Annotated in this window: 14 protein-coding genes; 9 read left to right on the top strand and 5 right to left on the bottom strand. The window is 45.9% G+C overall.

Features of this window, described 5'->3' with window-relative positions; all coding sequences use genetic code 11:
- Window positions 1–11 precede the first annotated feature (11 nt).
- The 4 genes from ST37_RS06575 to ST37_RS06560 all read right to left on the bottom strand — a co-directional run bounded on the left by ST37_RS06575 (window position 12) and on the right by ST37_RS06560 (window position 8,192).
- Window positions 12–1,100, bottom strand: a complete 1,089-nt coding sequence (locus ST37_RS06575) for a response regulator (RefSeq protein ID WP_084884802.1) — start codon at window positions 1,098–1,100, stop codon at window positions 12–14.
- Window positions 1,101–1,132: 32 nt separating this feature from the next.
- Window positions 1,133–5,923, bottom strand: a complete 4,791-nt coding sequence (locus ST37_RS06570; protein WP_084884801.1) for a PAS domain S-box protein — start codon at window positions 5,921–5,923, stop codon at window positions 1,133–1,135.
- Between the two features lie 20 nt (window positions 5,924–5,943).
- Window positions 5,944–7,143: an EAL domain-containing response regulator gene (locus ST37_RS06565; RefSeq protein ID WP_084884799.1), complete on the bottom strand. Its 1,200-nt coding sequence runs from the start codon at window positions 7,141–7,143 to the stop codon at window positions 5,944–5,946.
- 542 nt (window positions 7,144–7,685) lie between these two features.
- On the bottom strand, window positions 7,686–8,192 hold the full coding sequence (locus tag ST37_RS06560; RefSeq protein WP_084884797.1) for a DUF1566 domain-containing protein: 507 nt from the start codon (window positions 8,190–8,192) through the stop codon (window positions 7,686–7,688).
- A gap of 225 nt (window positions 8,193–8,417) precedes the next feature.
- On the opposite strand from ST37_RS06560, the gene ST37_RS06555 reads away from it, so the two are divergent.
- From ST37_RS06555 to ST37_RS06515, 9 genes are all read left to right on the top strand, one after another.
- A complete protein-coding gene (locus tag ST37_RS06555; protein WP_084884796.1) occupies window positions 8,418–9,113 on the top strand; it encodes a GntR family transcriptional regulator in 696 nt (231 codons plus the stop codon).
- A gap of 39 nt (window positions 9,114–9,152) precedes the next feature.
- Window positions 9,153–10,037 carry a methylisocitrate lyase gene (gene prpB / locus ST37_RS06550; RefSeq protein WP_084884794.1) on the top strand — a complete coding sequence of 295 codons (885 nt, stop codon included), beginning with the start codon at window positions 9,153–9,155 and terminating at the stop codon, window positions 10,035–10,037.
- A 170-nt stretch (window positions 10,038–10,207) separates the two neighbouring features.
- Window positions 10,208–11,338, top strand: coding sequence for a 2-methylcitrate synthase (gene prpC / locus ST37_RS06545; protein ID WP_084884792.1), 1,131 nt, complete (start codon window positions 10,208–10,210; stop codon window positions 11,336–11,338).
- A gap of 9 nt (window positions 11,339–11,347) precedes the next feature.
- Window positions 11,348–13,990 (top strand): Fe/S-dependent 2-methylisocitrate dehydratase AcnD, encoded by a 2,643-nt coding sequence (gene acnD / locus ST37_RS06540; RefSeq protein ID WP_084884791.1) that lies wholly within the window; start codon window positions 11,348–11,350, stop codon window positions 13,988–13,990.
- Window positions 13,987–15,237 carry a 2-methylaconitate cis-trans isomerase PrpF gene (prpF, locus tag ST37_RS06535; protein ID WP_084884789.1) on the top strand — a complete coding sequence of 417 codons (1,251 nt, stop codon included), beginning with the start codon at window positions 13,987–13,989 and terminating at the stop codon, window positions 15,235–15,237. The genes acnD and prpF overlap by 4 nt, the downstream gene beginning before the upstream one ends.
- The gene (locus ST37_RS06530; RefSeq protein ID WP_084884788.1) at window positions 15,230–17,110 is read left to right on the top strand and encodes a propionyl-CoA synthetase; all 1,881 of its coding nucleotides are present in this window, start codon (window positions 15,230–15,232) and stop codon (window positions 17,108–17,110) included. Before prpF ends, ST37_RS06530 begins: the two co-directional genes overlap by 8 nt.
- Window positions 17,111–17,257: 147 nt before the next feature.
- Window positions 17,258–17,776, top strand: coding sequence for a magnesium transporter (locus tag ST37_RS06525; protein ID WP_242426238.1), 519 nt, complete (start codon window positions 17,258–17,260; stop codon window positions 17,774–17,776).
- 3 nt (window positions 17,777–17,779) lie between these two features.
- A complete protein-coding gene (locus ST37_RS06520; RefSeq protein WP_084884786.1) occupies window positions 17,780–18,811 on the top strand; it encodes a biotin/lipoyl-binding protein in 1,032 nt (343 codons plus the stop codon).
- Window positions 18,812–19,054: 243 nt separating this feature from the next.
- On the top strand, window positions 19,055–19,552 hold the full coding sequence (locus ST37_RS06515; protein WP_084884785.1) for a fasciclin domain-containing protein: 498 nt from the start codon (window positions 19,055–19,057) through the stop codon (window positions 19,550–19,552).
- A 171-nt stretch (window positions 19,553–19,723) separates the two neighbouring features.
- Here ST37_RS06515 and fusA read toward each other — a convergent pair whose 3' ends face one another.
- On the bottom strand, window positions 19,724–21,745 hold the full coding sequence (fusA, locus tag ST37_RS06510; RefSeq protein WP_084884783.1) for an elongation factor G: 2,022 nt from the start codon (window positions 21,743–21,745) through the stop codon (window positions 19,724–19,726).
- Window positions 21,746–21,801 lie beyond the last annotated feature (56 nt).

Genomic DNA, 21,801 nt, shown 5'->3' with positions numbered 1-21,801 from the left:
CTATTGTTTTTTTACACCACCGCAAGTAGTTTTTTTAGTAGCGTTTCGGCGTTGGTTGGTTTCACGATGTAATCTACAGCGCCTAAGCTGAGGCATTCTACGAAGCTGCTTTTGTCGGTATTGCTGGTAAGCATAATAATGGGTACGTCTTTTAAGTGGTCAGTGCTTTTAAACTCTTTAAGCGTATCCAGCCCGTTAAGCACGGGCATATCAATATCTAATAATACGGCATTGGGTGTTAAGGCTTTAGCTTTCATCAACGCTTCAGCCCCATTCACCGCAGTTTCTACGCGAAACCCACGGGGCGTCAAAATAGTGGTGATTATTTTGAGCATCATCTTTTGATCGTCCGCGACAATCACTAGTGGCTCTACAGCTTTAGTTGCCGGTTTAGCACGATTAACTTGTTTTCTCACGCTGTCGAAATAACTTCTATTGTGCTGTTTAAACCTATCAATGCCTTCAGCCAGTTTGGCGTTGTCTATCGCTTGTTTTTTTGCATCGTTTTTATGCTGTTGTTTGGTCAGCTCACTCAAGTTACGTGAAAGATCATCAAGCAACCCACCTTGAATACTTTGCTCATCAATCAATGACTCTTCTATATTTCCAAGCTGTGATGTTACTTCACTTATGCTTTGCTGCGACTCATTTGCCTGACTCTCTAAATCTCGAATTTTCATTTTAAGTAGCAAAGTGTCCGAGGTTCGCCGAAGCAGTAACTTCACTTTATTCATGTCATAAATAGGGTTGAGCGTGTCGTACAAGTAGAAACGTTCGTTTGTGCATTCAGAATACGCTTGTTTGCGATGCTCTCGATGACAAAACAGAACGGAAAGGTGAGGAATTTTCATTATGTCCGACAATGCTTCATGACTGTTCAACAGCTTATTGAGATCGGTCGCAAACGTTGAATCGTCGAAAGCATAGATAAAAATAAACGCTGAATGGGGATGACGAGAAAACTCTAGCAGCGCTTTTTGATCTTCTTTTAAATTAGAGTAATAAATTTTTTTGGCATCTCGACCACGGAAAAGCTCTTCCATAATGCTTTTAATTTCAATCGATTCGTAAAACACCACAACCGTTATTGATTTATCCATATGATCACTTATTTTTTATTGAAATTAGATAGTTACTGCAGAACGCTCAAATCCTGCAACTGTGTTCCGATGTCTGTAAGCTCGTCTCTTATCAATTTTAGGTTGGCAAGCGCTAATTCAGTATCTTCATTATTGTGTTCAATTTGCTTAAATAGGCCACTAAGGTAACTGGCGCCACTTGATGCTGATGACCCCTTTGAGGCATGAGCTAAGCTTTTTAGCTTTGCAGACTCATTGTTAAGTGCTGCCTGCTCAATTTGGTCGACTTCAACCTGAATACTTTCCCAGTACATTTGCAAAATCTCACTGACAATTTCATTGTCATCGGTTCCAATGACGCTAAACAGAATGTCTAGGTTGAGTCCTTTATTTGCTGTATCAGTATTTAACTCTGGTCGAGTTGATGTGGAGCGGTCAATCTCAGTTTTAAGCCAGTGCGATAACTTGGAGTGTAACACTTCAATTTCGACGGGTTTTGAAATGTAGTCGCTCATTCCTGCTTGCAAGCAGTTATCTGCCTCGCCAACAAGAGCATTGGCTGTAATGGCTATTATCGGTATGGGGTGCAGAGAATTTTGCGACTCAAACTCTCTGATTTTCGCCGTGAACTCAAATCCATCCATATTTGGCATGTGGCAATCGGTAAGAACAAGGTCATATTGGTTAGCGTGCCAAAGTTTAAGCCCTTCAACACCATCCTCTGCGATATCGTGCGCAATACCCAAACTGTCAAGTTGCTTACCAATGACTAACTGATTGGTTGGATGGTCTTCGACGACGAGTACTTTCCTATCTTTAGTAAGCATTTGATCTAGCATTGAGGTACCTGAGGATGAATGGGGATCTGATTGCTCATTACTCCAGACAAAATCAGGGCTTATTAATCCACACAATACACCTATGCCATTAACTAACTCACTCGGTTTAAGTGGATGACCTGCGACGACAAAATGATAAGGATTAATGTATCCTTTGCGTGAAATTGGATCGTCATTGATGTGCAAAGCAAGTATTTTCTCTCTATTTTCAATACAGTCGATGTCTTGATCGCAAATGAGTATAGACCGCTGTTTTGAGTCGAATTGGCTGTGTCGTATATCACTTGGTGTGTCGAGTAAGGTGATTTTTTTTACACCGAGCTGGGTCAGAATGTTGAAGCATGCGTCACTAAAACATGGTTTAGATAAACTGATGAAAACGTTAACGCTTTCAAACATCGATAGCTCATATTGTGGTTGGTGATCTATGATCTCAGTAATAGGTATTGTAACCGAGAACTCACTGCCAATACCGACCTCACTGTCTACATTAACCTCGCCGCCCATCAATCCGGCGAAAGACTTTGTAATGCTCAACCCAAGGCCAGTCCCCCCGTACTTGCGAGTAGTTGATGAGTCGGCTTGGGAAAATGGCGTGAATAACGAACGCAACTGGTCGGGTGAAATTCCTATGCCATTATCGATAATTCGAATGGTTAAGCTTTTGTTGGTATGGTCGAATTCACTGACTATTCTAACCAAACCTCGTTTGTCATCATTGCGAGAAAACTTAATGGCATTGCCCGTTAGGTTTAGAATGATTTGCCGAATACGCAATGAGTCAAACGCAATGGTTCTAGGCATTGTCAGATCCGGCTCAATTACCAAATCAACAGCATTTTTTTCCGCATTAACCCAAAGGTTACCGGAGGTTTTTTCCATTACTTCCAGTAGTGAATTTGGTCGCCATTCGATTTCTACCTGGCCAGACTCAATCTTAGAGAAGTCTAGGATGTCATCAATGATCTCTAAAAGAGAGAATGACGAGTCACGCACCGTTGTCACCATGCGTTTTTGGTCTGCATTTAATGTTGTTTTCTTAAGCAGATCGATCATGCCGATCACGCCATTCATTGGCGTTCTGATCTCGTGGCTCATCGTGGCCAGAAAGCTGGACTTGGCTTCATTAGCTTTTTGAGCAGCAACAGTTTCGCGTTCTAGCTCTAAGGTAATACGTTTTTGTTCGGTAATATCAATATTAATGCCAAACATTTTGATAGGCTTGTTATTCTCATCGTAAACGGTTGCAGCAGCGATTTTTGCCCAACGAATGTCGTTTTCCCCTTTGCGAGTAAATCGAAACTCAGACTCGATCGGCAAATCATTTTTTATAGCATGGTCAATAATCGAATCCATACGTAATCCATCTTCTTCCACGAGACGACAACGCCAGTCAGAGAGCGTTAAAGGCAGGCCTTTTTCTACACCATATAGTTCGTAAGTACTTGGATCCCAGTGCATTTCACCGGTTGTGGTATTGAACGACCAGTTACAAATTCCCCCCGCTTCTGAAGCAAGGTTGATGCCTCTAATTAACTCTTCTCTATGATCGCGAGAGCTTTTGAGTTCATCCTCAAATCTCTTACGTTCAGTAATGTCTTCGATGATCGAAATGAAATATCGTGGAGTACCGTCGTCATTCCGAACTAAAGAGATGCTTAAGCTTGCCCAAAATACCGTACCTGATTTTCGAACATAGCGTTTTTCGACGGTATGGAATTGCTGTTTGCCTTGAATGAGATCTCGTAAGTAATAGCGACTAACAGAAACATCGTCGCGATAGGTAATATCGCTAACAGTCAGTGTTAACAGTTCAGATTCGCTGTAGCCTAGGTTGGAACAGATTTTTTGGTTCACCTCAATTAACTGCCCATCTAGCGCGACCCGTGCTATACCAACCGCTGCCTGGTCAAAAGCGGTGTGATAAATCGTTTCGCGCTCTTTGAGTTTCTCTTGCAGGACAAGCTGTTGCTCTTTGATTTTCTGTTGTTCTGTAATGTCATGGATCGCCACGACAAAGAAATTCTCGTCTTCTAGGCAAGCTTCGCCTGCGGATACCTCAATGGTTATGATACTACCCCTTTTGTGTCGGCCTTTAAGGGTTCTGACTCGACCAATCAAAGTACGCATTTCTTTTTTAAAGAACTCGGGCTGTTCATGCGCTTTTCTTGTGTCCTCGTCGCTCGCACTTAGCACCGAAAAGTGTTTGCCCAATAACTGCTCTTTCTTACTGCCAAACATCAGCTCCAACGAGTGGTTTAAATCTTGAATTATGCCATATTCATTCAATACCAAGGCACCATCAATGGTGGTGTCAAAAACCGTTCTTAATCGCTCTGCGGCCGCACGAGATTCGCGAGTGCTTTCTCTGATCCTACGTTCAAGTTCTAGACGGGCGATTTCATCGTCTTTCTTGATTTCTGTTATGTCGTTGTGCACAAATATATAGTGAGTTAATAACCCATTTTCATCAAATACTGGGTCTACATTTAAGTTATTGATAAATGTAGACTTATCTTTTCGGTAGCTGGTTACGACGCAAGTGCAGTTGTGGTGGTTTTCCATCGCTTCTTCAATAATTTGTATCGACAGCGATTCGGTTTTTTCTCCCCATAAAATAGGGTAGCTATGGGTATAAAGCTCTTGTTTAGAGTATCCAAGCAAAGTTTCCATGGCTTTGTTGACATGGATGATTTTACAGTTGGGATCTCTAAAATCAGTGATCATGATACCCGCAGTCATTGAGTCGATTGTTTTTCTTTGCAGATCGATCAACTGACGCTTTTCAAACACTTCGCTGAGTAATCCCTCGCGCTCTTGTAGTTTGGTTTTTAGCTCAAAAAGGGCATTGTTGATTTCGCTTACTTCATCGTGACCTTTGAGCTTTTTAATGTCTGACTCAAACCGCCCATTGACGATTTCTAGGATAGTGTGGGTGACTTTGGTTAGTGGAACCGTATATTTGCGCGATGCAATTAACCACATAGATGCAATCAATATAAATGCGACGATAAAAATCCATTTACTTAATTTCATCAGCTCTGTGTATTCAGCATAGGCGACATCGTGTTCAACACGAATGAGCGTCGACCACTTAGGTATGGGCGAATCGGTTCGTTGGGTAAAGTGGGTGTAGGCTGTAAACTGTTCAATGCCTTTTCTGGCATGAGTCGATATGACGGTACCGTTTAAACCCGATATGGCCAATCGTGCACCTTCTACACCATTTGTAGCGAGGTTTAGCTGACCGAGAACCGAGAAGTTTCTCTGGTACTGGGCACTGTTCTGCGCGGTTGGATCATAGTCGACGATGATATGGCCCAAAGCGTCGAGCAAAGTAAGTTCGACATAAGGAAGCCCTTTTTCTGCCAGTAGCTTGTATGCTTTAGTAAAACGTTGTTCGACAATGGCGAAGTCCAGCACATTGATCCAGTAACCAACTAATCTGTCTTGCTTGTCGTAGATTTTTGAACCAATGAGAAGATCGTATTGATCTGTGGTTGTATCGATGCTTTGTGTTGTTGGCCCATAAAAAAAGACATTACTACTCGACGAGCCTTGGGTTGAGAGGTCAATAAACCATTCATAACGCTGTATTCGTTCACTGGAAATGTTGTTACTAAAAATAGTTTGCCCTTCGTGATCACGACTGTTTTCCGCAATTATTTGGCCATTTAAATCCAATATGCCGATGCGGCGATAGCCTTTATAATTGGCGACTAATAGATTAAGTGAAGATAGGAAGTCAGGGTCAGTGACATGGTAATGCAGCTCATCTTCATTGTTAATCTCGCCCAGTACTAATGGAAAGATAGAGGCGTCGTGATAGCGCTCGAGCAAACTTTCTTCTATCAAGTATGTTAGGTAATTGGCTTCTCGCTCGAGCCCGCTAAACGAGTGTTTTTGAAGTATTCCAACACTTTTGTCCAGCATCAAGTAAGTCGCAGACATCATGAAGATACCAATAATCAGTAGCCCGATGGATAACTGTTTTGATAGCGTCATTGTTGCTCCTTTTTACCTGGTTAGGCCAGATGCGTTCTTTTTGGTATTTCCCAGCGTTCCACATCACCTTTATTCACTCTTTCGATGGCAATGTGTGCGGGGGTAGGTTTCGCAAAATAGAACCCTTGAGCGATCTGACAACCTAAGTTCTTAAGTTCAAGCAGTGTTTGTTGATCTTCAATCCCTTCGGCGACAACATTTAGGCCAAAATCTTGTGCTAGTCCAATACATTGGACGCAGACTGCTCTCGATTTTTTATTGGTACACATGTCGAATACAAAGCTTCTGTCGATTTTAAGCTCGTCGAAGGGGAGCGAGTGAAGTTGGGTGAGTGTGGCATAGCCTGTACCAAAATCATCTATAGAGAGCTTGAAATGAAGCATTCTGAGTCGCAGCAACGACACATGAACTTTTGTTGGGTTGTCAGCAATACTGGTTTCCGTTAATTCGCAAATGATTCTTGAATTGTCTATGCCATATTGCTGTGCTCGTCTGGCTAGCCAATTTGGAAAATCCTCTTCTTCCAATACGCTACTGGAGACGTTTAGCGATAAGGTGACAGTATTGAATGTGCAATCTAATTGACAAAAATGCGATAAGGCTTTGTCGATGAGTTGCTTGGTCAAAGCCGTCATCAAGCCTGAATTTTCAGCTACATCAATAAATCGGTTAGGCGGTATTGTGCCTTGGTGATTATTAATGCGAGCAAGAGCCTCAAAACCAATAATTTGGTTATGTTGAATCGAATATTGAGGTTGGAAGTACGGCGATATTTGATCGTTTTCCAATGCAGTTTGCAATTCGCTGACGCTTAGCGGTGATTGCTGGCTAAAAAAATGGGTATCGTTATGATGTTGCGCAAATATGCGTTTGAGCTTGTCTGTTGTGATTGGCTTTTGACACGCACCAATGATGGTTAAGCCATAACTGTCGGTTAGTGCTTTGGTAGAGCTCAACAACGTATGGTCTTCACCACTAATTAAAACAATTTCACCCGTAAATCGAATTGCACCAAGCTGCTGCAGTAAATAGAGACCATCTGAGCCTGGCATATTGATATCGCAAAAAATCGCATCAAAGTGATTTTCGGTCACAAGAGAAAATGCCTGTTTGCCATTTTCAGCTTCTTGGATTGTATATTCACCAATTGAGCAAAGGTTTTTCCTAAGCATTAGGCGAATTAGTGGCTGATCATCAACAATCAAGATTGATTTAATCACTCCTCATCCCCTTATGGCTACTTTCCCTACTATTAAGTTTAGTCATAATGGACTAGATGCATATAAACTTAATGGTAACTTTCAACTTGAATCACAGTTTGAAAGTGAAGTTTATGAACACACCCGTTCTATAATTCTGGATAGAGTTTGGTCATAACGAAACATTATTGTTTGCGCTATTTAGAGCAGGCTAAATGATATGATTGCTGAGGGTGCTGAGGGTGCTGAGGGTTAGGCAGAGTAATTGACATTACTCTGCCACGGTTCAAATGTTAATTGTTTAAAACCCGAAGATTCACACTAGACAGCTTTTAGTTTGCATCGCGAACCAGTCTCACCCAATTTGTTATAGAGATATAATCTGACGCCATATCCGACGCAAGTTCATAATCGGCGGGGTTACCCGATTTAGGATCACTACGTTGTGCATTCGCTCCGTGTCAGTCAAACTACTCAGTGGCGTCTGAATTCTTTTTGCTCCACGCCTGTCCAAGCGCCACGTAAGCAGCTGTCCATTTGAAGTCACCTTGCGTGGTGCTTGATCAGATCTGCCCTGCAAATGGTAAACGCTTGTCGTACTCATGTTCAAAATAGTCAGTATTGATGTACGGTTTACTTTCGCCACCGTCTTCGGGTTTAAGCAGTTCACCGTCGAAATTCGCTAATGAGTAGAGCTCTTTGATCGTAGGAACGCGCCAATCTGTATTGCCAGCCAGTGTCATCTCTTCTACGTGTTCAACGGTTTCGGCCATATTACGTCTTGTATAGTCGTGTGCTTTTTGCCACATCAACCCGGTATTAAGGTCAGTGACTGTGCCGTCACCATTATCAAGGTAGCGCGGAGCATTGCCCTGTATCGACGCACCTTGTCCGGTGTAGAAGCTAGAGTCTGAAGCTGCCAAGATGTCACCATTTGTATCGTACTGAACGCTTTGTCCTGAATCAGGAAGAAGCGGTGTCTCGATAGTAGTGGCATTTGCTATTGGGATAGTCACCGCCAAAGCAGCGCTGGTTAATGCTGTTGCGATTGCTGTTTTATGAGTTGTCATGTACGTGTTCCTTGTCGTTGCATGCCGTCATTATGGTGGATCTTTGTGCAGGAAATGTGGAGACAATGAGGAGTTTAGTCACAAACTGGGCAGTGCGGTGTTTTGTACAAGGGATAATACCCTTACAAAGATTATACCTTAGTCGTAATTGTCGACAATATTGTTGTTTTTTGCCCATTAATGGCGTAATAAATAACCACCAACCCATTATTGTCGACAATGTAAATGCAAAACGTTCATGCACTCCCCAGTAATGAAAATAGCGAAAACACCAAATCTGCAAGCCTAACCGAGCGACTTGTGGACGCTATTGTGGCGGGTACCATTCGACCAGGCAGTAAAATTTCTGAACCAGAACTGGCTAAGCGGTACCAAGTAAGTCGAGGTCCATTACGTGAAGCGATTATGCGTTTAGAGGGCTTAGGGCTTATAGAGCGCACACCTCATGTTGGCGCAACCGTAGTTGAATTTAATGTCGATCGACTTATTGAGCTGTATGACGTGAGAGAAAGTCTCGAAGGGATGGCGGCTCGATTGGCAGCCACTCATATTACTGCGGATCAACTGTCTGCTTTAGAGGCACTTATAGAACAGCACAGTGCGTATCTAAACCAAAGCGCTGCCACCAGTAAAACCTACGCCGCCCAAGAAGGTGATTACGACTTTCATTACCAAATTATTCAGGCCAGCGGTAATCAAAAATTGATTTCACTGCTGTGCGATGAGCTGTACCACCTGATCAGAATGTATCGCCATCAGTCGCGTACAGCACGAACCGATCCCGCGACGGCGCTGCAAGAACACCGCTTTATTTTAGAGGCGATTCGAAACCGCGATCCAGAGTTGGCTGAAATGTTAATGAGAAGGCATATTTCAGGCAGTCGCAAGCTCATTGAAAAGCAGCTTCGCCCAACTGCATAAAGACACTTAGAAAAACGGATAAAAGAACGGAGAAAGACCATGTCCCAAGGATTGAAATTTAGACAGGCCGTAGCCGAGCACTCCCCCTTACAAATCGTCGGCGCGGTCAATGCCTATAGTGCAATGATGGCCAAAAACAGTGGCCATCATGCCATTTACCTATCAGGTGGGGGCGTGGCTAATGCGTCGTATGGGTTACCTGATCTCGGTATTACGTCACTCAATGATGTGTTGGTGGATGTGGACCGAATTACTAACGCCTGCGATTTGCCTCTGCTCGTCGATATCGATACGGGGTTTGGCGGTGCATTTAATATTTCGCGTACCATCAAATCGATGGAAAAAGCAGGCGCTGCGGCGGTGCACATGGAAGACCAAGTGGCACAAAAGCGCTGTGGTCACCGACCTAATAAAGCCATTGTAACGCAGCAAGAGATGGTGGATCGCGTCAAGGCCGCAGTGGACGCACGCATCGATGAACAATTTGTGATTATGGCGCGTACCGATGCACTAGCAGTAGAAGGCATAGAGCGCGCCATTGAGCGTGCGGTTGCTTGTGTTGAGGCTGGAGCAGACATGATTTTCCCTGAAGCCATGACCGAGCTTAGCCAGTATCAGCTGTTTGCCGATTCATTACGTGAAGCAACGGGTAAGTCGGTGCCAATTTTGGCCAATATCACCGAATTTGGCCAAACCCCGCTATTTAGTAAACACCAATTGGCTGAAGTAGATGTCGATATGGTGTTGTACCCGCTCAGCGCATTTAGAGCGATGAATCAAGCGGCTGAACGCGTGTACAACCACATTTTACAAGACGGTCACCAGCAAGCCGTTGTCGACAGTATGCAAACGCGTAAAGAGCTGTATGCGCATCTCAATTACCACGCTTACGAGGATAAATTGGACCAGCTGTTTTCTGGCTAGTCGCACTGTCACGCAAGTGAAAGCTAATCAATTTAATAACTTAAGTTCGAATGCAACATTAATCAATAACGTGAAAGCAACGTAAACGCGGCGATAACCTATACACAATAGAGTAGGAGACACCTACCAATCACGGTTATTCGCCACGCGTTACAGAAAAGGAGTTCAATATGCCAAATAATCAACCTATCGGCGGAGCCGGGCTGCGCGGTCAAAGCGCGGGTGTTACCTCTTTATGTACTGTTGGAGTGAGCGGAACTGGGCTTACCTATCGAGGCTACGACATTACGGATCTTGCCCATCATGCAGAATTTGAAGAGGTGGCGCATTTATTACTTATTGGTCACCTTCCAAATCAAGCTGAACTGGACAACTATAAGACACGTCTAATAGGCCTGCGAGGCCTTCCGCAAGCATTGAAAGATGCGTTAGAGCTGATCCCAGCGGACGCACACCCAATGGACGTTATGCGAACCGGCTGTTCAGTGTTGGGTAATTTAGAGCAAGAGCAGGACTTCTCAGAGCAAGGAGGCGCAACAGAGCGCATGTTAGCGCTGTTTCCTGCGATCATCTGCTACTGGTATCGCTTTAGCCACGATGGGGTCAGAGTCGATACCGACGATCACAGCGAAGATTCGATCGGTGGCTACTTCTTAAAGTTACTGACCGATAAAGCGCCGTCCGATCTGCACAAAAAAGTGATGCACTGTTCGTTGATTTTGTACGCAGAGCACGAATTTAATGCTTCTACCTTTGCCGCTCGCGTGTGCGCATCGACGTTATCGGATCTGCATTCGTGCATCACTGCCGCGATTGGCACGCTACGTGGCCCTCTTCACGGCGGAGCCAACGAAGCGGCTATGGCGATGATTGAAGATTGGCAAACACCCGATGAAGCTGAAGCCAACATCCTTACAATGCTTGAGAACAAAGACAAGATCATGGGCTTTGGCCACGCGATTTACCGCGAAAGTGATCCTCGCAATGCATTGATCAAGCATTGGTCAAAAGAGCTTTCAGAGCAAGTGGGTGACACTCAATTGTACGCGGTGTCTGAGCGTGTAGAAGCGGTGATGAAAAGAGAGAAAGGACTGTTCTGTAACGCAGACTTTTTCCACGCATCGGCGTACCACTTTATGGATATTCCAACCAAATTGTTTACTCCAATATTTGTAATGAGTCGCTTAACCGGTTGGGCTGCACACGTATTTGAACAGCGTGCCAATAACCGTATTATTCGCCCAAGCGCGGACTACGATGGCCCAGAGGCTCGTGATTGGTTGCCGATTGACAAGCGTTAGGAGTGACGTATGACAAAGCCCAACGAAAGTACACACAATGACCCTATCCACCAAAATGCATTTGCAAAACTATTACCCAGTGGCGCGTATTACATTGATGTTGAAGCTGCGGTAAATTCAGTGCAGCAAGGCGCCTACCAATACTTGCCTTACACCTCTCGAATTCTTGCCGAGCAGTTGGTGAGAAATTGCCCCGAAGCAGAATGGAAAGCAGGTCTAGCCCAAATCGCCAGTGGCGCTCAGCAGCAGGATTTTGCATGGTATCCTGCTCGTGTTGTTTGCCATGACATTCTTGGACAAACAGCCCTTGTTGACCTAGCTGGTTTACGCGATGCGATCGCAGACCTTGGGGGTGATCCTGCACGGGTGAACCCAGTCGTAGAGACGCAACTTATTGTTGACCACTCGTTAGCGGTTGAGCACGGTGGTGATGATCCTGAGGCCTTCGAGAAAAACCGCGCCATTGAAGATCGACGTAATGCCGATCGATTCCATTTTATCGAGTGGTGTAAAACAGCCTTCGAAAACGTGAGTGTTATTCCTGCGGGCAATGGCATCATGCATCAGATTAACCTCGAGAAAATGTCACCAGTGATCCAGTTTAAGCACGGTGTTGCCTATCCGGATACTTGCGTCGGAACCGACAGCCATACCCCCCACGTAGACGCGTTAGGTGTGATTGCGCTTGGGGTGGGCGGTTTGGAAGCTGAAACCGTTATGTTGGGTCGCCCTTCAATGATGCGTCTTCCCGATATTATCGGTGTGGACTTAACCGGAAAGCGTCAACCTGGGATCACCGCAACGGATATCGTATTAGCTCTGACTGAGTTTTTGCGTAATCAACAGGTCGTTTCTAGTTACTTAGAGTTTTTTGGCGAGGGTGCGGCAAACCTGACTATTGGTGATCGCGCGACTATCTCTAACATGACCCCAGAATATGGGGCATCGGCAGGTCTTTTCTACATTGATCAGCAGACAATAGATTACCTTAAACTCACCGGTCGAGAGCCGGCGCAAGTGTCGTTGGTTGAAGAGTATGCCAAAACGGTTGGCTTGTGGGCTGACAGTCTCGCTAAAGCTAAATACCCGCGCGTCCTGGAATTTGATTTGTCGAGTGTTGAGCGAAACCTAGCAGGGCCGTCAAATCCACATCGCCGGTTGCCAACGGCGGAACTGTCCGAGCGAGGCATTGCTAAAGCATACAAAACGGACGGCGACGCTATGCCAGATGGCGCAGTGATTATTGCGGCCATCACTTCGTGTACCAACACCAGTAATCCACGCAACTTGGTTGCTGCAGGGCTTGTGGCTAAAAAAGCCAATCAACTAGGGCTGGTTAAAAAATCTTGGGTGAAGTCGTCGTTTGCTCCGGGCTCTAAAGTGGCCAAACTCTATCTGGAGAAAGCGGGTTTGCTGCCTGAGCTTGAAAAGCTTGGGTTTGGTATCGTAGCGTACGCATGTACTACCTGTAACGGTATGAGTGGGGCATTGGACCCAGCTATACAGCAAGAAATCGTAGACAACGATCTTTATACAACGGCTGTGCTGTCGGGAAATCGTAATTTTGATGGTCGTATTCATCCCCATGCTAAGCAAGCATTTTTGGCGTCACCACCGCTGGTTGTTGCCTACGCACTGGCGGGCTCAATACGCTTTGACATCGAAAAAGACGTATTGGGCGTAGACTCGGACGGCAATGACATCCTACTTAGCGACTTATGGCCAACCGACGAAGAGATCGATGCGGTTGTCAGCGAACACGTTAAAGCCGAACAGTTTAATCAGATTTATGTGCAGATGTTTCAACAAGGCGAGCATCAGCAAGCTACTAGCCCTCTGTATGACTGGCGCGCACAAAGCACTTATATTCGCAGGCCGCCATATTGGGAAGGAGCGCTGGCGAAACCGCGCACAATGCGTTCTATGCGGCCGCTAGCCATTTTGGGCGACAACATTACGACCGACCATTTATCACCGTCAAATGCGATCTTGGCGAGCAGTGCTGCGGGCGAGTATCTGGCGAAAATGGGATTGCCGGAAGAAGATTTTAACTCCTATGCCACCCACCGAGGCGATCACCTCACTGCGCAACGAGCAACTCTCGCCAATCCTAAATTGCTTAACGAAATGGTGAAAGAAAACGGCGAGGTGGTGCAGGGCTCGCTGGCACGAATAGAGCCTGAAGGTAAAGTCACTCGCATGTGGGAAGCCATCGAACATTATATGGATCGTGAGCAACCTCTGATCGTGATTGCAGGAAAAGATTATGGGCAAGGATCGTCCCGAGACTGGGCAGCGAAAGGGGTACGACTCGCTGGCGTCGAAGTCATTGTTGCTGAAGGCTTTGAACGTATCCACCGAACCAATCTTGTTGGAATGGGTGTTCTGCCGCTGCAATTTGAGGCCGGTGTTGATAGGCACACTTTAGCGTTAGATGGCACCGAAACCTTTGATATAGAAGGGCAGATTGGCGCTGGAAACGCAATGACACTTCTCATTCATCGTCAAAATGGTGAGCAGCAACGAGTGACTGTTATTTCACGTTTGGATACCGCAGACGAAGTGAAGGTGTATACCGCAGGTGGAGTATTGCAACGATTCGCACAGGACTTTTTAGCCACCACTGAAGCGATGGAGCAGGAGGTTGTATGAGTAAACAGATTTCAATTCCTGCAACCTACATGCGTGGTGGCACCAGTAAAGGGGTGCTATTTCGACTCGATGACTTGCCGATCGAGGCGCAAGTACCGGGCCCTATTCGCGATGCGTTGCTTATGCGTGTGATCGGCAGCCCCGATCCTTACTCTAAGCAGATTGATGGATTGGGTGGGGCGACGTCCAGCACCAGTAAAGTCGCTATCGTCTCTAAAAGTGATCGCGACGATCATCAGGTTGATTACCTGTTTGGTCAGGTCTCTATCGATGGTGGCAGCGTGAAAGGTGGCTTTATTGATTGGAGTGGCAACTGTGGCAACCTCACCGCAGCAGTCGGCGCTTTTGCAGTGCACAGCGGACTGATTGAGCAAGACGTACTGCCTAATAATGGCAAGGCACTGATAAAAATCTGGCAAGCCAACATTGAAAAAACTCTGCAAGTGCATTTGCCAATTTGTGAGGGCGAAGTTCAAGAGCTAGGCGATTTTATGTTGGATGGCGTGGCCTTTCCTGCCGCCGAAATTGCCGTTGATTTTCTTGAGCCAACATCAGGAGTACTGTTCCCAACAGGCAATGTGATGGACGATTTAGAGCTTCCCGATGTTGGGGTTCTAAGCGCCACGATGATCAACGCTGGGATCCCAACCGTTTTTGTGACCGCGGAAGAGATTGGGTTAACAGGTGTAGAGTTACAGTCCGACATCAACAGTGACACCGCTCGACTTGAGCAACTGGAGTCGATACGAGCGCATGCCGCCTTGGCTATGGGCCTCATTACTAAACTCGATGAAGCAAAAATTCGCCAACACACCCCAAAAGTTGCGTTTGTATCGAAAGCCAAAGACTACGTAACCTCAAGTGGTACACAAGTGCATGCAGCGGACATTGATCTTAATGTTAGAGCCATGTCTATGGGGCAACTTCATCATGCCATGATGGGAACCGCAGCGGTGGCGATTGCTAGTGCTGCCGCCATAGAAGGGACGTTGGTGAATCGTCTCTGCTCTGGGGAAGGTAACCGATCACAGAGCATCACATTTGGACACCCTTCAGGCTGCTTAAAAGTTGGCGCCATCGCATGCAACCCCGATGCAAAGCAAGGTGTCGAACACTGGAAAGTTAAGCAAGCCACCATGAGCCGTAGCGCGCGGATTCTAATGCAAGGGGTGGTTAAAGTGCCGCCGAGAGTTTTGCTCGCAGAGTCGGGTGACAATCAGGAAAATTCAGGAGCAAGTGATGTCTAATTACGAAAAACAGTATCAGTGGGCCAGTGAGCAACCCGAAGCGTTTTGGGGTGAGCAGGCCAAAAGTATTGCTTGGTATAAAGCACCGACTAAGATGCTAGAAAACGATGACAATGGCATTGAACGTTGGTTTGTCGATGGCACATTAAACACCGCCTATCTAGCCCTGGATTATCACTGTGAGCAAGGACGCGGCGACAATATCGCCCTCATTTATGACTCACCAGTTACGTTAACCAAGCGCCAGTACAGCTACTCTATGTTGCGTGACCAAGTCGCGCAAACCGCAGGTATGCTGGCCAACTTTGGCATCGAGAAGGGCGATCGAGTCGTGATTTATATGCCGATGATCCCTGAAGCCGCCATTGCGATGCTGGCCTGCGCTCGATTAGGTGCCATTCATTCTGTGGTGTTTGGTGGGTTTGCTTCGAACGAACTTGCCGTGCGCCTTGAAGACGCTGAACCCAAGTTACTATTGACTGCTTCTTGCGGAATCGAAATTGATAAGGTATTGCCTTATAAACCTCTCGTCGACAAAGCGGTGATGGAAAGTCGCTGGAAGCCAGAAAAAGTCTGTGTGCTGCAACGCTCGCAGTGTCCCGCAGAGCTTAATCAAGAGCGTGATGCAGACTGGCTGAGTGAGCTTGAAAAAGCCACACCCCATGACTGCGTCCCAGTTTTGGCGACCGACCCGTTGTATATCCTCTATACCTCAGGAACCACCGGTAAGCCGAAGGGCGTTGTACGAGATAACGGCGGCCATGCGGTTGCGATGAAATACTCTATGAGCGCCATTTATGATATTCCGCAGGACGGGGTATTTTGGGCCGCCTCCGATGTGGGCTGGGTGGTAGGGCATTCCTACATCGTTTACGCTCCTCTCATCCACGGGTGTACCAGCATCATGTTTGAAGGAAAGCCGGTACGTACCCCCGATCCCGGTGCGTTTTGGCGAGTCTGCGCCGAGTATCAAGTGGATGCACTGTTTTCTGCGCCAACGGCATTCAGAGCGATAAAAAAAGAAGATCCAGAAGGGAGTTTAATCGGCCAGTACGATCTGTCTAAGTTAAAAACCATCTTTATGGCTGGTGAAAGGCTTGACCCGCCAACACTAGAGTGGGTAGAGCAGCACACCGACAAACCCGTGGTCGATCATTGGTGGCAGACTGAAACAGGTTGGGCCATTGCGGCCAATCCAACAGGTTTAGAAATACTGCCGATTAAGCCTGGCTCGTCCACCAAACCTGTACCGGGTTACCATGTTCAAATACTGGATGAACTGGGTGAGATTGCCCCAGCTAATCAGCAAGGTTATGTAGCCATAAAACGACCACTACCGCCAAGCTGCTTGCCCACAATATGGCGTAATCACGACCGCTTTGAATCTGGTTATTTGAGTCAATTTGCAGGGTACTACGTGTCAGGTGATGGTGGCTGTATCGATGATGACGGTTATCTGTTTATTATGGGGCGTATTGACGATGTGATTAATGTTGCAGGTCACCGCTTATCCACCGGTGAAATGGAAGAAATCGTCGGTGCACACCCCGCCGTTGCCGAGTGTGCCGTGGTCGGTATTCACGATGACCTTAAAGGTCAACTGCCTATGGGACTTGTGGTGCTTAAAGACGGTGTCGACACCAACGATGAACAACTCAAAGCGCAATTGATCGCCGAAGTGCGCAATAAAATTGGTGCAGTTGCCTGCTTTAGAGAAGCGCATGTGGTGGACAGATTGCCGAAAACACGTTCTGGAAAAATCTTGCGCCGCGTGATCAGGCAAATCGCCGATGGTGAGCAGTATGTGGTGCCTTCCACCATTGATGATCCGCAAAGCTTAGGTGAAATAGAGGCAGTGCTGCAAAACGATTAATGTGGAAAATGGGGTAAAAACTAGTGGGGGTCAGAGTCGTATGACTCTGACCCCATTTTAATAGGAATTTCGGATATTCCAATAAAAATTGTCACCATTGGTATTCTGTTGAACGTTCATTAACGCACATTCAATTGGGTACTTCACATGTCAAAAACCACTGTCGTGGCGGATTCAGTATGCTCGACAGGACGTCCAATATTGCAAAGGATCCGCAACGCATTTTTCAGGCTGTTTAAAGGTACAGTCATTGTTGGTTCATTCACCCTTATCTCCGTTTTGTTGGGTAAACTTGGCAAGATTCACGGTAAAGACTTACCCGAATCTTATTTTCTAGATGGCTATCCAGTTATTTTGGGATTACTCGATTCCGAAGTGTTCATGGGGATCATTTTTACCATCACACTGTCGATCATCGTCTACGTACTTTATTTGCTTTGGCAGCTTCATGAAGTTGCCGTGCACAAAGCGCAGCAAAAATCTTCAGCTCATACTCAAATCGTTTTCGCTCTTTCCTTGTGCGGACTGTTTATTGACAAAACCTGGTGGGTACTGGCAATCATCATTGCATTTACCCGTTGGGACATTATTGGCAACGGAATCGTCAATATTATTCGTAAAGGAACGTCGCAAACAAATGCTACACAACCGGACGCAGGAGAGTAAGCCATGAAAGAGATTATGTTGCCTTACATATTGATTTGCTGGTTGTTAGTCAAAGTGGGATGGGTGCAGTGGACCTTGCGTAATGCGGTTGTGATGGTTGGTACTGGCTGCTTCATTGCTGTCATGCTGTTCACTGCACACCGTTTCTGGTCTCCGGCCGATTTGACCGATAGTACGACGGTGAAAGCTCCGCATGCGGTGTTAAGTCCATTGATTGGTCAAGAGGTGGAGCAGGTATTGGTGACTCATAACCAGTACGTTAAAAAGGGTGAAACTATCTATGTGTTAAAAACTGAGGACACAGATTCACAGCTTCAAGGGCTAGAGGCCCAAAAACTCGCGGCGGAAGCTGAAATAGTGGCACTGAAGCATCAAATTGAAAATGATGCTAAGACACTAGACCGCTTATACAAATTGAATGACTTTGCCCAAGAGTCAGACCGAGATGAGATGCGTACCCGTATCGACGCGAACGAAGCCAAAGTAGCTGCGGTATTTGCGCAAATTAAGTCGGTCGAGGCGCAGATGGCCAACGCGATTTGGCAGCACGAACGTCGCGAAATTAAAGCGCCGTTTGATGGTCAGGTATCGATCGCTAACTTAGCCGAAGGCACACGTGTTGGCAATATGCATTTCTATGATACCTCCCGTAAATTTGTAGAAATGCGGATCCCAGACCAGGCTTTCCGCAACATCGAAATTGGTCAGTTTGCAGAGTTCTATGTTGATGCTTACCCAGGAGAAATCTTCCGTGGTCGCGTTCACAGCGTCACAGCAGGTACCGGTGAGGCCAGTGTTTCAGTGGTGAGTGGCGAGCAATCTGTGCGTCGTCATGTTGGGAATAATGCTGGCAGCCACGGTCGTACTGTAGTGATCGAATTTAATGAGCCAGACGGGTATAACGTGCCTATCGGTTCAACAGGCTCGGGTTGGATTTCAGCAACCAAGCCGCACGAAAATCTTGGCTTTATGGACATAATTGGTGGAGCGACTGTTCGTTTAAAAGCGTACAAAGCTTATTTTTCTGCAGTGTAGGAACTGTTTTATTCATGTTGTGTTTTGGCCCAGCTTCATTATGAAATTGGGTCTTATTTTTAGAAGCTCCATAGTATTAACTTAATGTATTCTAAAACAGTTGGCTCTTGTTTATATTCCATGACGCAATTAATTAGTAATCCATAAATAAAAAATGACAATGATTGAAAATAAATATGATCGAATTTAAAAGCTAAGGCGTAAAACTCCGTGCTATCCAAACAAACAGGAAAGGAAAACAGCATGTTGACTAAAATTAAACTGACTATTGCAACGCTTTTTGCCACACTGGTAGTTGCAACTACAGCACAAGCGGATCATCACGGCATGAAAAAAGACATTGTTGATGTGGCTGCAGGTAACGAATCGTTTACGACCTTAGTCGCCGCTGTCCAAGCTGCAGATCTAGTGGATACTCTGAAAAGTGACGGGCCCTTCACCGTATTCGCTCCAACTAACGAAGCCTTTGCCAAACTGCCTGAAGGCACTGTAGAGATGTTGCTTCTTCCAGAGAACAAAGACAAGTTAGTCGCTATTTTGACCTATCATGTGGTGAGCGGTAAGGTAATGGCCGCAGATGTAATGAAGATTGATATGGCAACGACCGTTCAAGGTCAAGACGTTAAAGTCTCGACGGATAATGGTAAAGTTATCATTAACGATGCAATGGTAATATCTGCAGACATTAAAGCAAGTAACGGTGTTATTCATGTTATTGATACAGTAATTATCCCTGAATAATAATTAGCGGATAACACTACGTTATTAATATGTGCCCTGCTTATAGCTTTCGTTTTAAATATGATTAGCACGGTGAAAAAATAAACCCCAGTACATAGATGTGCTGGGGTTTTTAACATTAACTCGAGTTTGCTCGAAATGATGACACCTAAAGCAACCCGATTTTTTCGATTAGGCGGTGTCTAATTGTTTACACACCTCCTTTTGGACCAAAGGTGGTGCGGGTTCATAGTGACTAAACGTCATCGTAAACGTGCCTTCGCCACCGGTCATTGCTTTAAGTTTTCGAGAGTAATCTTGCAGCTCGTTGAGGGGGGCTTTAGCCGATATTTGAGTTTGGCCATTACTCATACTTTCACTGCCTTCCACTAGGCCGCGATTGCCCGCTAAGTCACCGGTGACATCCCCTACGTTGTGGATGGGCACTTCAAGTGTAAGCTGGATTATCGGTTCAAGAACAATTGGGTTTGCCGCTTCAACCGCCTGCAAAAAGGCTTTTTTCCCGGCAATCACAAAGGCGATCTCTTTCGAATCGACCGAGTGATGTTTACCGTCATAGACGGTGACTTCAATATCTTTGATTGGATTTCCTGAAATTGCACCCTCATCGAGAGCTTGGATAACGCCTTTCTCAACCGCTGGGATCAGCGCGGTGGGTATTGCGCCACCGACCACTTTATTCACAAACTTAAAGCCAGCACCAGACTCTAGTGGACGAACTTTAAGTTTAACTTCGCCAAACTGTCCTGCACCGCCACTCTGTTTTTTGTGCCGGTAATGACCTTCTGCGGGTTGGGTAATGGTTTCAAAGTACTCCACACTAGGCTGTGATACATCGACTTCCAGCTTGTATACAGACGCCATTTTCTCTAATGCGACTTTTAGGTGAAACTCTCCTTGTCCACTGAGAAGGGTTTCATTAGTGCGTAGGCGATGCTCGATGGTTAAGGTAGGATCCTCACAAGCGATGCGATTGAGTACTTCGCTGAGTTTTTGCTCGTCACCTCGTTTTTTAGGGGTCACACATAACGAATACATGGAACTCGGAAAATCGAGCGTTTGTAGAATAACGCCATCTTCATCGTGGGAATCGTGAACGATGGAATCAAACACTAGATCTTCCACTTTCGCTATTACACAAATATCGCCTGCGCGAGCGTGAGCGATTTCAGAACGCTCTTTACCTTGCAGTTGATAGAGGTGGCCAATCTTAAACGCTTTGTTACTTTCTCCTACATAGAGTTGACTGCCCGCGTGCAAGTCCCCTTGGAACACTCGAAGATACGCAAGCTTTCCTAGGTAGGGGTCAACACTGACTTTAAATACATGCGCAACACTGTGCTCTAGGGTCTCGCAATTCACGGGTATCTGTTTGCCGTCTCTCTTTAAAAGGGGAGGGTTGCCTTCATTGGGCATCGGCATAATTTCGCCCAATGTTTTGAGCAGTAATTCGCAACCCGCGCCAGTTTGCGACGACACAAAGCAGATTGGGACAATATGATGAGTTCTCAGAGCCTCTTCAAAAGGGTCATGCAGTTGCTTAGCCGATAGTGCAGAACCCTGCTCTAGATAAACCTCCATGAGCTCCTCGTCCAACTCAATAACTTGGTCTATGAGCGCTTCATGAACCTCTGCCACGCTTGAAAATTGGGTGTTATGGTTTTCTTGTGGATCAAAATAACAATCAATTACTTCACTGCCGTCTTCGCTAGGCATATTTAGCGGTAGGCAGCGTTCACCAAGCAAGGCTTGGATCTGATTAAGTAGTGGCTCGAGGCTCGCTTGTGCAGTGTCGAGCTTATTTATGATGATCATTTGGCACTTGTCGCGCTGCTTGGCAAATTGAAATAAGCGTTCAGTTGTTTGGTTGAGCGGGGTTTGAGGGTCAATGATGAGTGCGGCTGTTTCGACGGCAGGAAACACGCTGAGCGTTCGACCTAAGAGTTCGTTTTGTCCTGGGGTGTCGATGATGTTTAAGCGGTGACCTTCATGGCTTAGCATCACAGGTGTGGCTTCAATGCTGTGATGATAACGTATCGATTGTGGGTCAAAATCGGTAACCGTGTCACCTTTGTCAACGCTGCCTAAATTTGGTGTTGCGTTGCAGTGATACAGTAATCGTTCAACAAGTGTGGTTTTCCCGACGCCGGTCTGACCGGTAAATACAATATTGCGGATCTTATTGATAGGCATAGCAGCCTCCTTGCAATGACTAACTGGTGGGAATATGAGCGCTTAAAAAAGCGATC

The sequence above is a fragment of the Vibrio sp. qd031 genome (assembly GCF_002100145.1).
In the GTDB taxonomy this organism is placed as follows: Bacteria; Pseudomonadota; Gammaproteobacteria; order Enterobacterales; family Vibrionaceae; genus Vibrio.
Note: the sequence above shows the minus strand (reverse complement) of the source record. Positions and strands in the feature narration are given on the sequence as shown.

Bases quoted from the DNA above. Each gene is read 5' to 3' on its own strand.
- ST37_RS06555 (WP_084884796.1), top strand. From the start codon at position 8,418: ATGCAAAACGTTCATGCACTCCCCAGTAATGAAAATAGCGAAAACACC.
- prpC (WP_084884792.1), top strand. From the start codon at position 10,208: ATGCCAAATAATCAACCTATCGGCGGAGCCGGGCTGCGCGGTCAAAGC.
- ST37_RS06570 (WP_084884801.1), bottom strand. From the start codon at position 5,923: ATGACGCTATCAAAACAGTTATCCATCGGGCTACTGATTATTGGTATC.
- ST37_RS06560 (WP_084884797.1), bottom strand. From the start codon at position 8,192: ATGACAACTCATAAAACAGCAATCGCAACAGCATTAACCAGCGCTGCT.
- ST37_RS06525 (WP_242426238.1), top strand. From the start codon at position 17,258: ATGTCAAAAACCACTGTCGTGGCGGATTCAGTATGCTCGACAGGACGT.
- prpF (WP_084884789.1), top strand. From the start codon at position 13,987: ATGAGTAAACAGATTTCAATTCCTGCAACCTACATGCGTGGTGGCACC.
- ST37_RS06530 (WP_084884788.1), top strand. From the start codon at position 15,230: ATGTCTAATTACGAAAAACAGTATCAGTGGGCCAGTGAGCAACCCGAA.
- acnD (WP_084884791.1), top strand. From the start codon at position 11,348: ATGACAAAGCCCAACGAAAGTACACACAATGACCCTATCCACCAAAAT.
- ST37_RS06575 (WP_084884802.1), bottom strand. From the start codon at position 1,100: ATGGATAAATCAATAACGGTTGTGGTGTTTTACGAATCGATTGAAATT.
- ST37_RS06515 (WP_084884785.1), top strand. From the start codon at position 19,055: ATGTTGACTAAAATTAAACTGACTATTGCAACGCTTTTTGCCACACTG.
- ST37_RS06520 (WP_084884786.1), top strand. From the start codon at position 17,780: ATGAAAGAGATTATGTTGCCTTACATATTGATTTGCTGGTTGTTAGTC.
- fusA (WP_084884783.1), bottom strand. From the start codon at position 21,745: ATGCCTATCAATAAGATCCGCAATATTGTATTTACCGGTCAGACCGGC.
- prpB (WP_084884794.1), top strand. From the start codon at position 9,153: ATGTCCCAAGGATTGAAATTTAGACAGGCCGTAGCCGAGCACTCCCCC.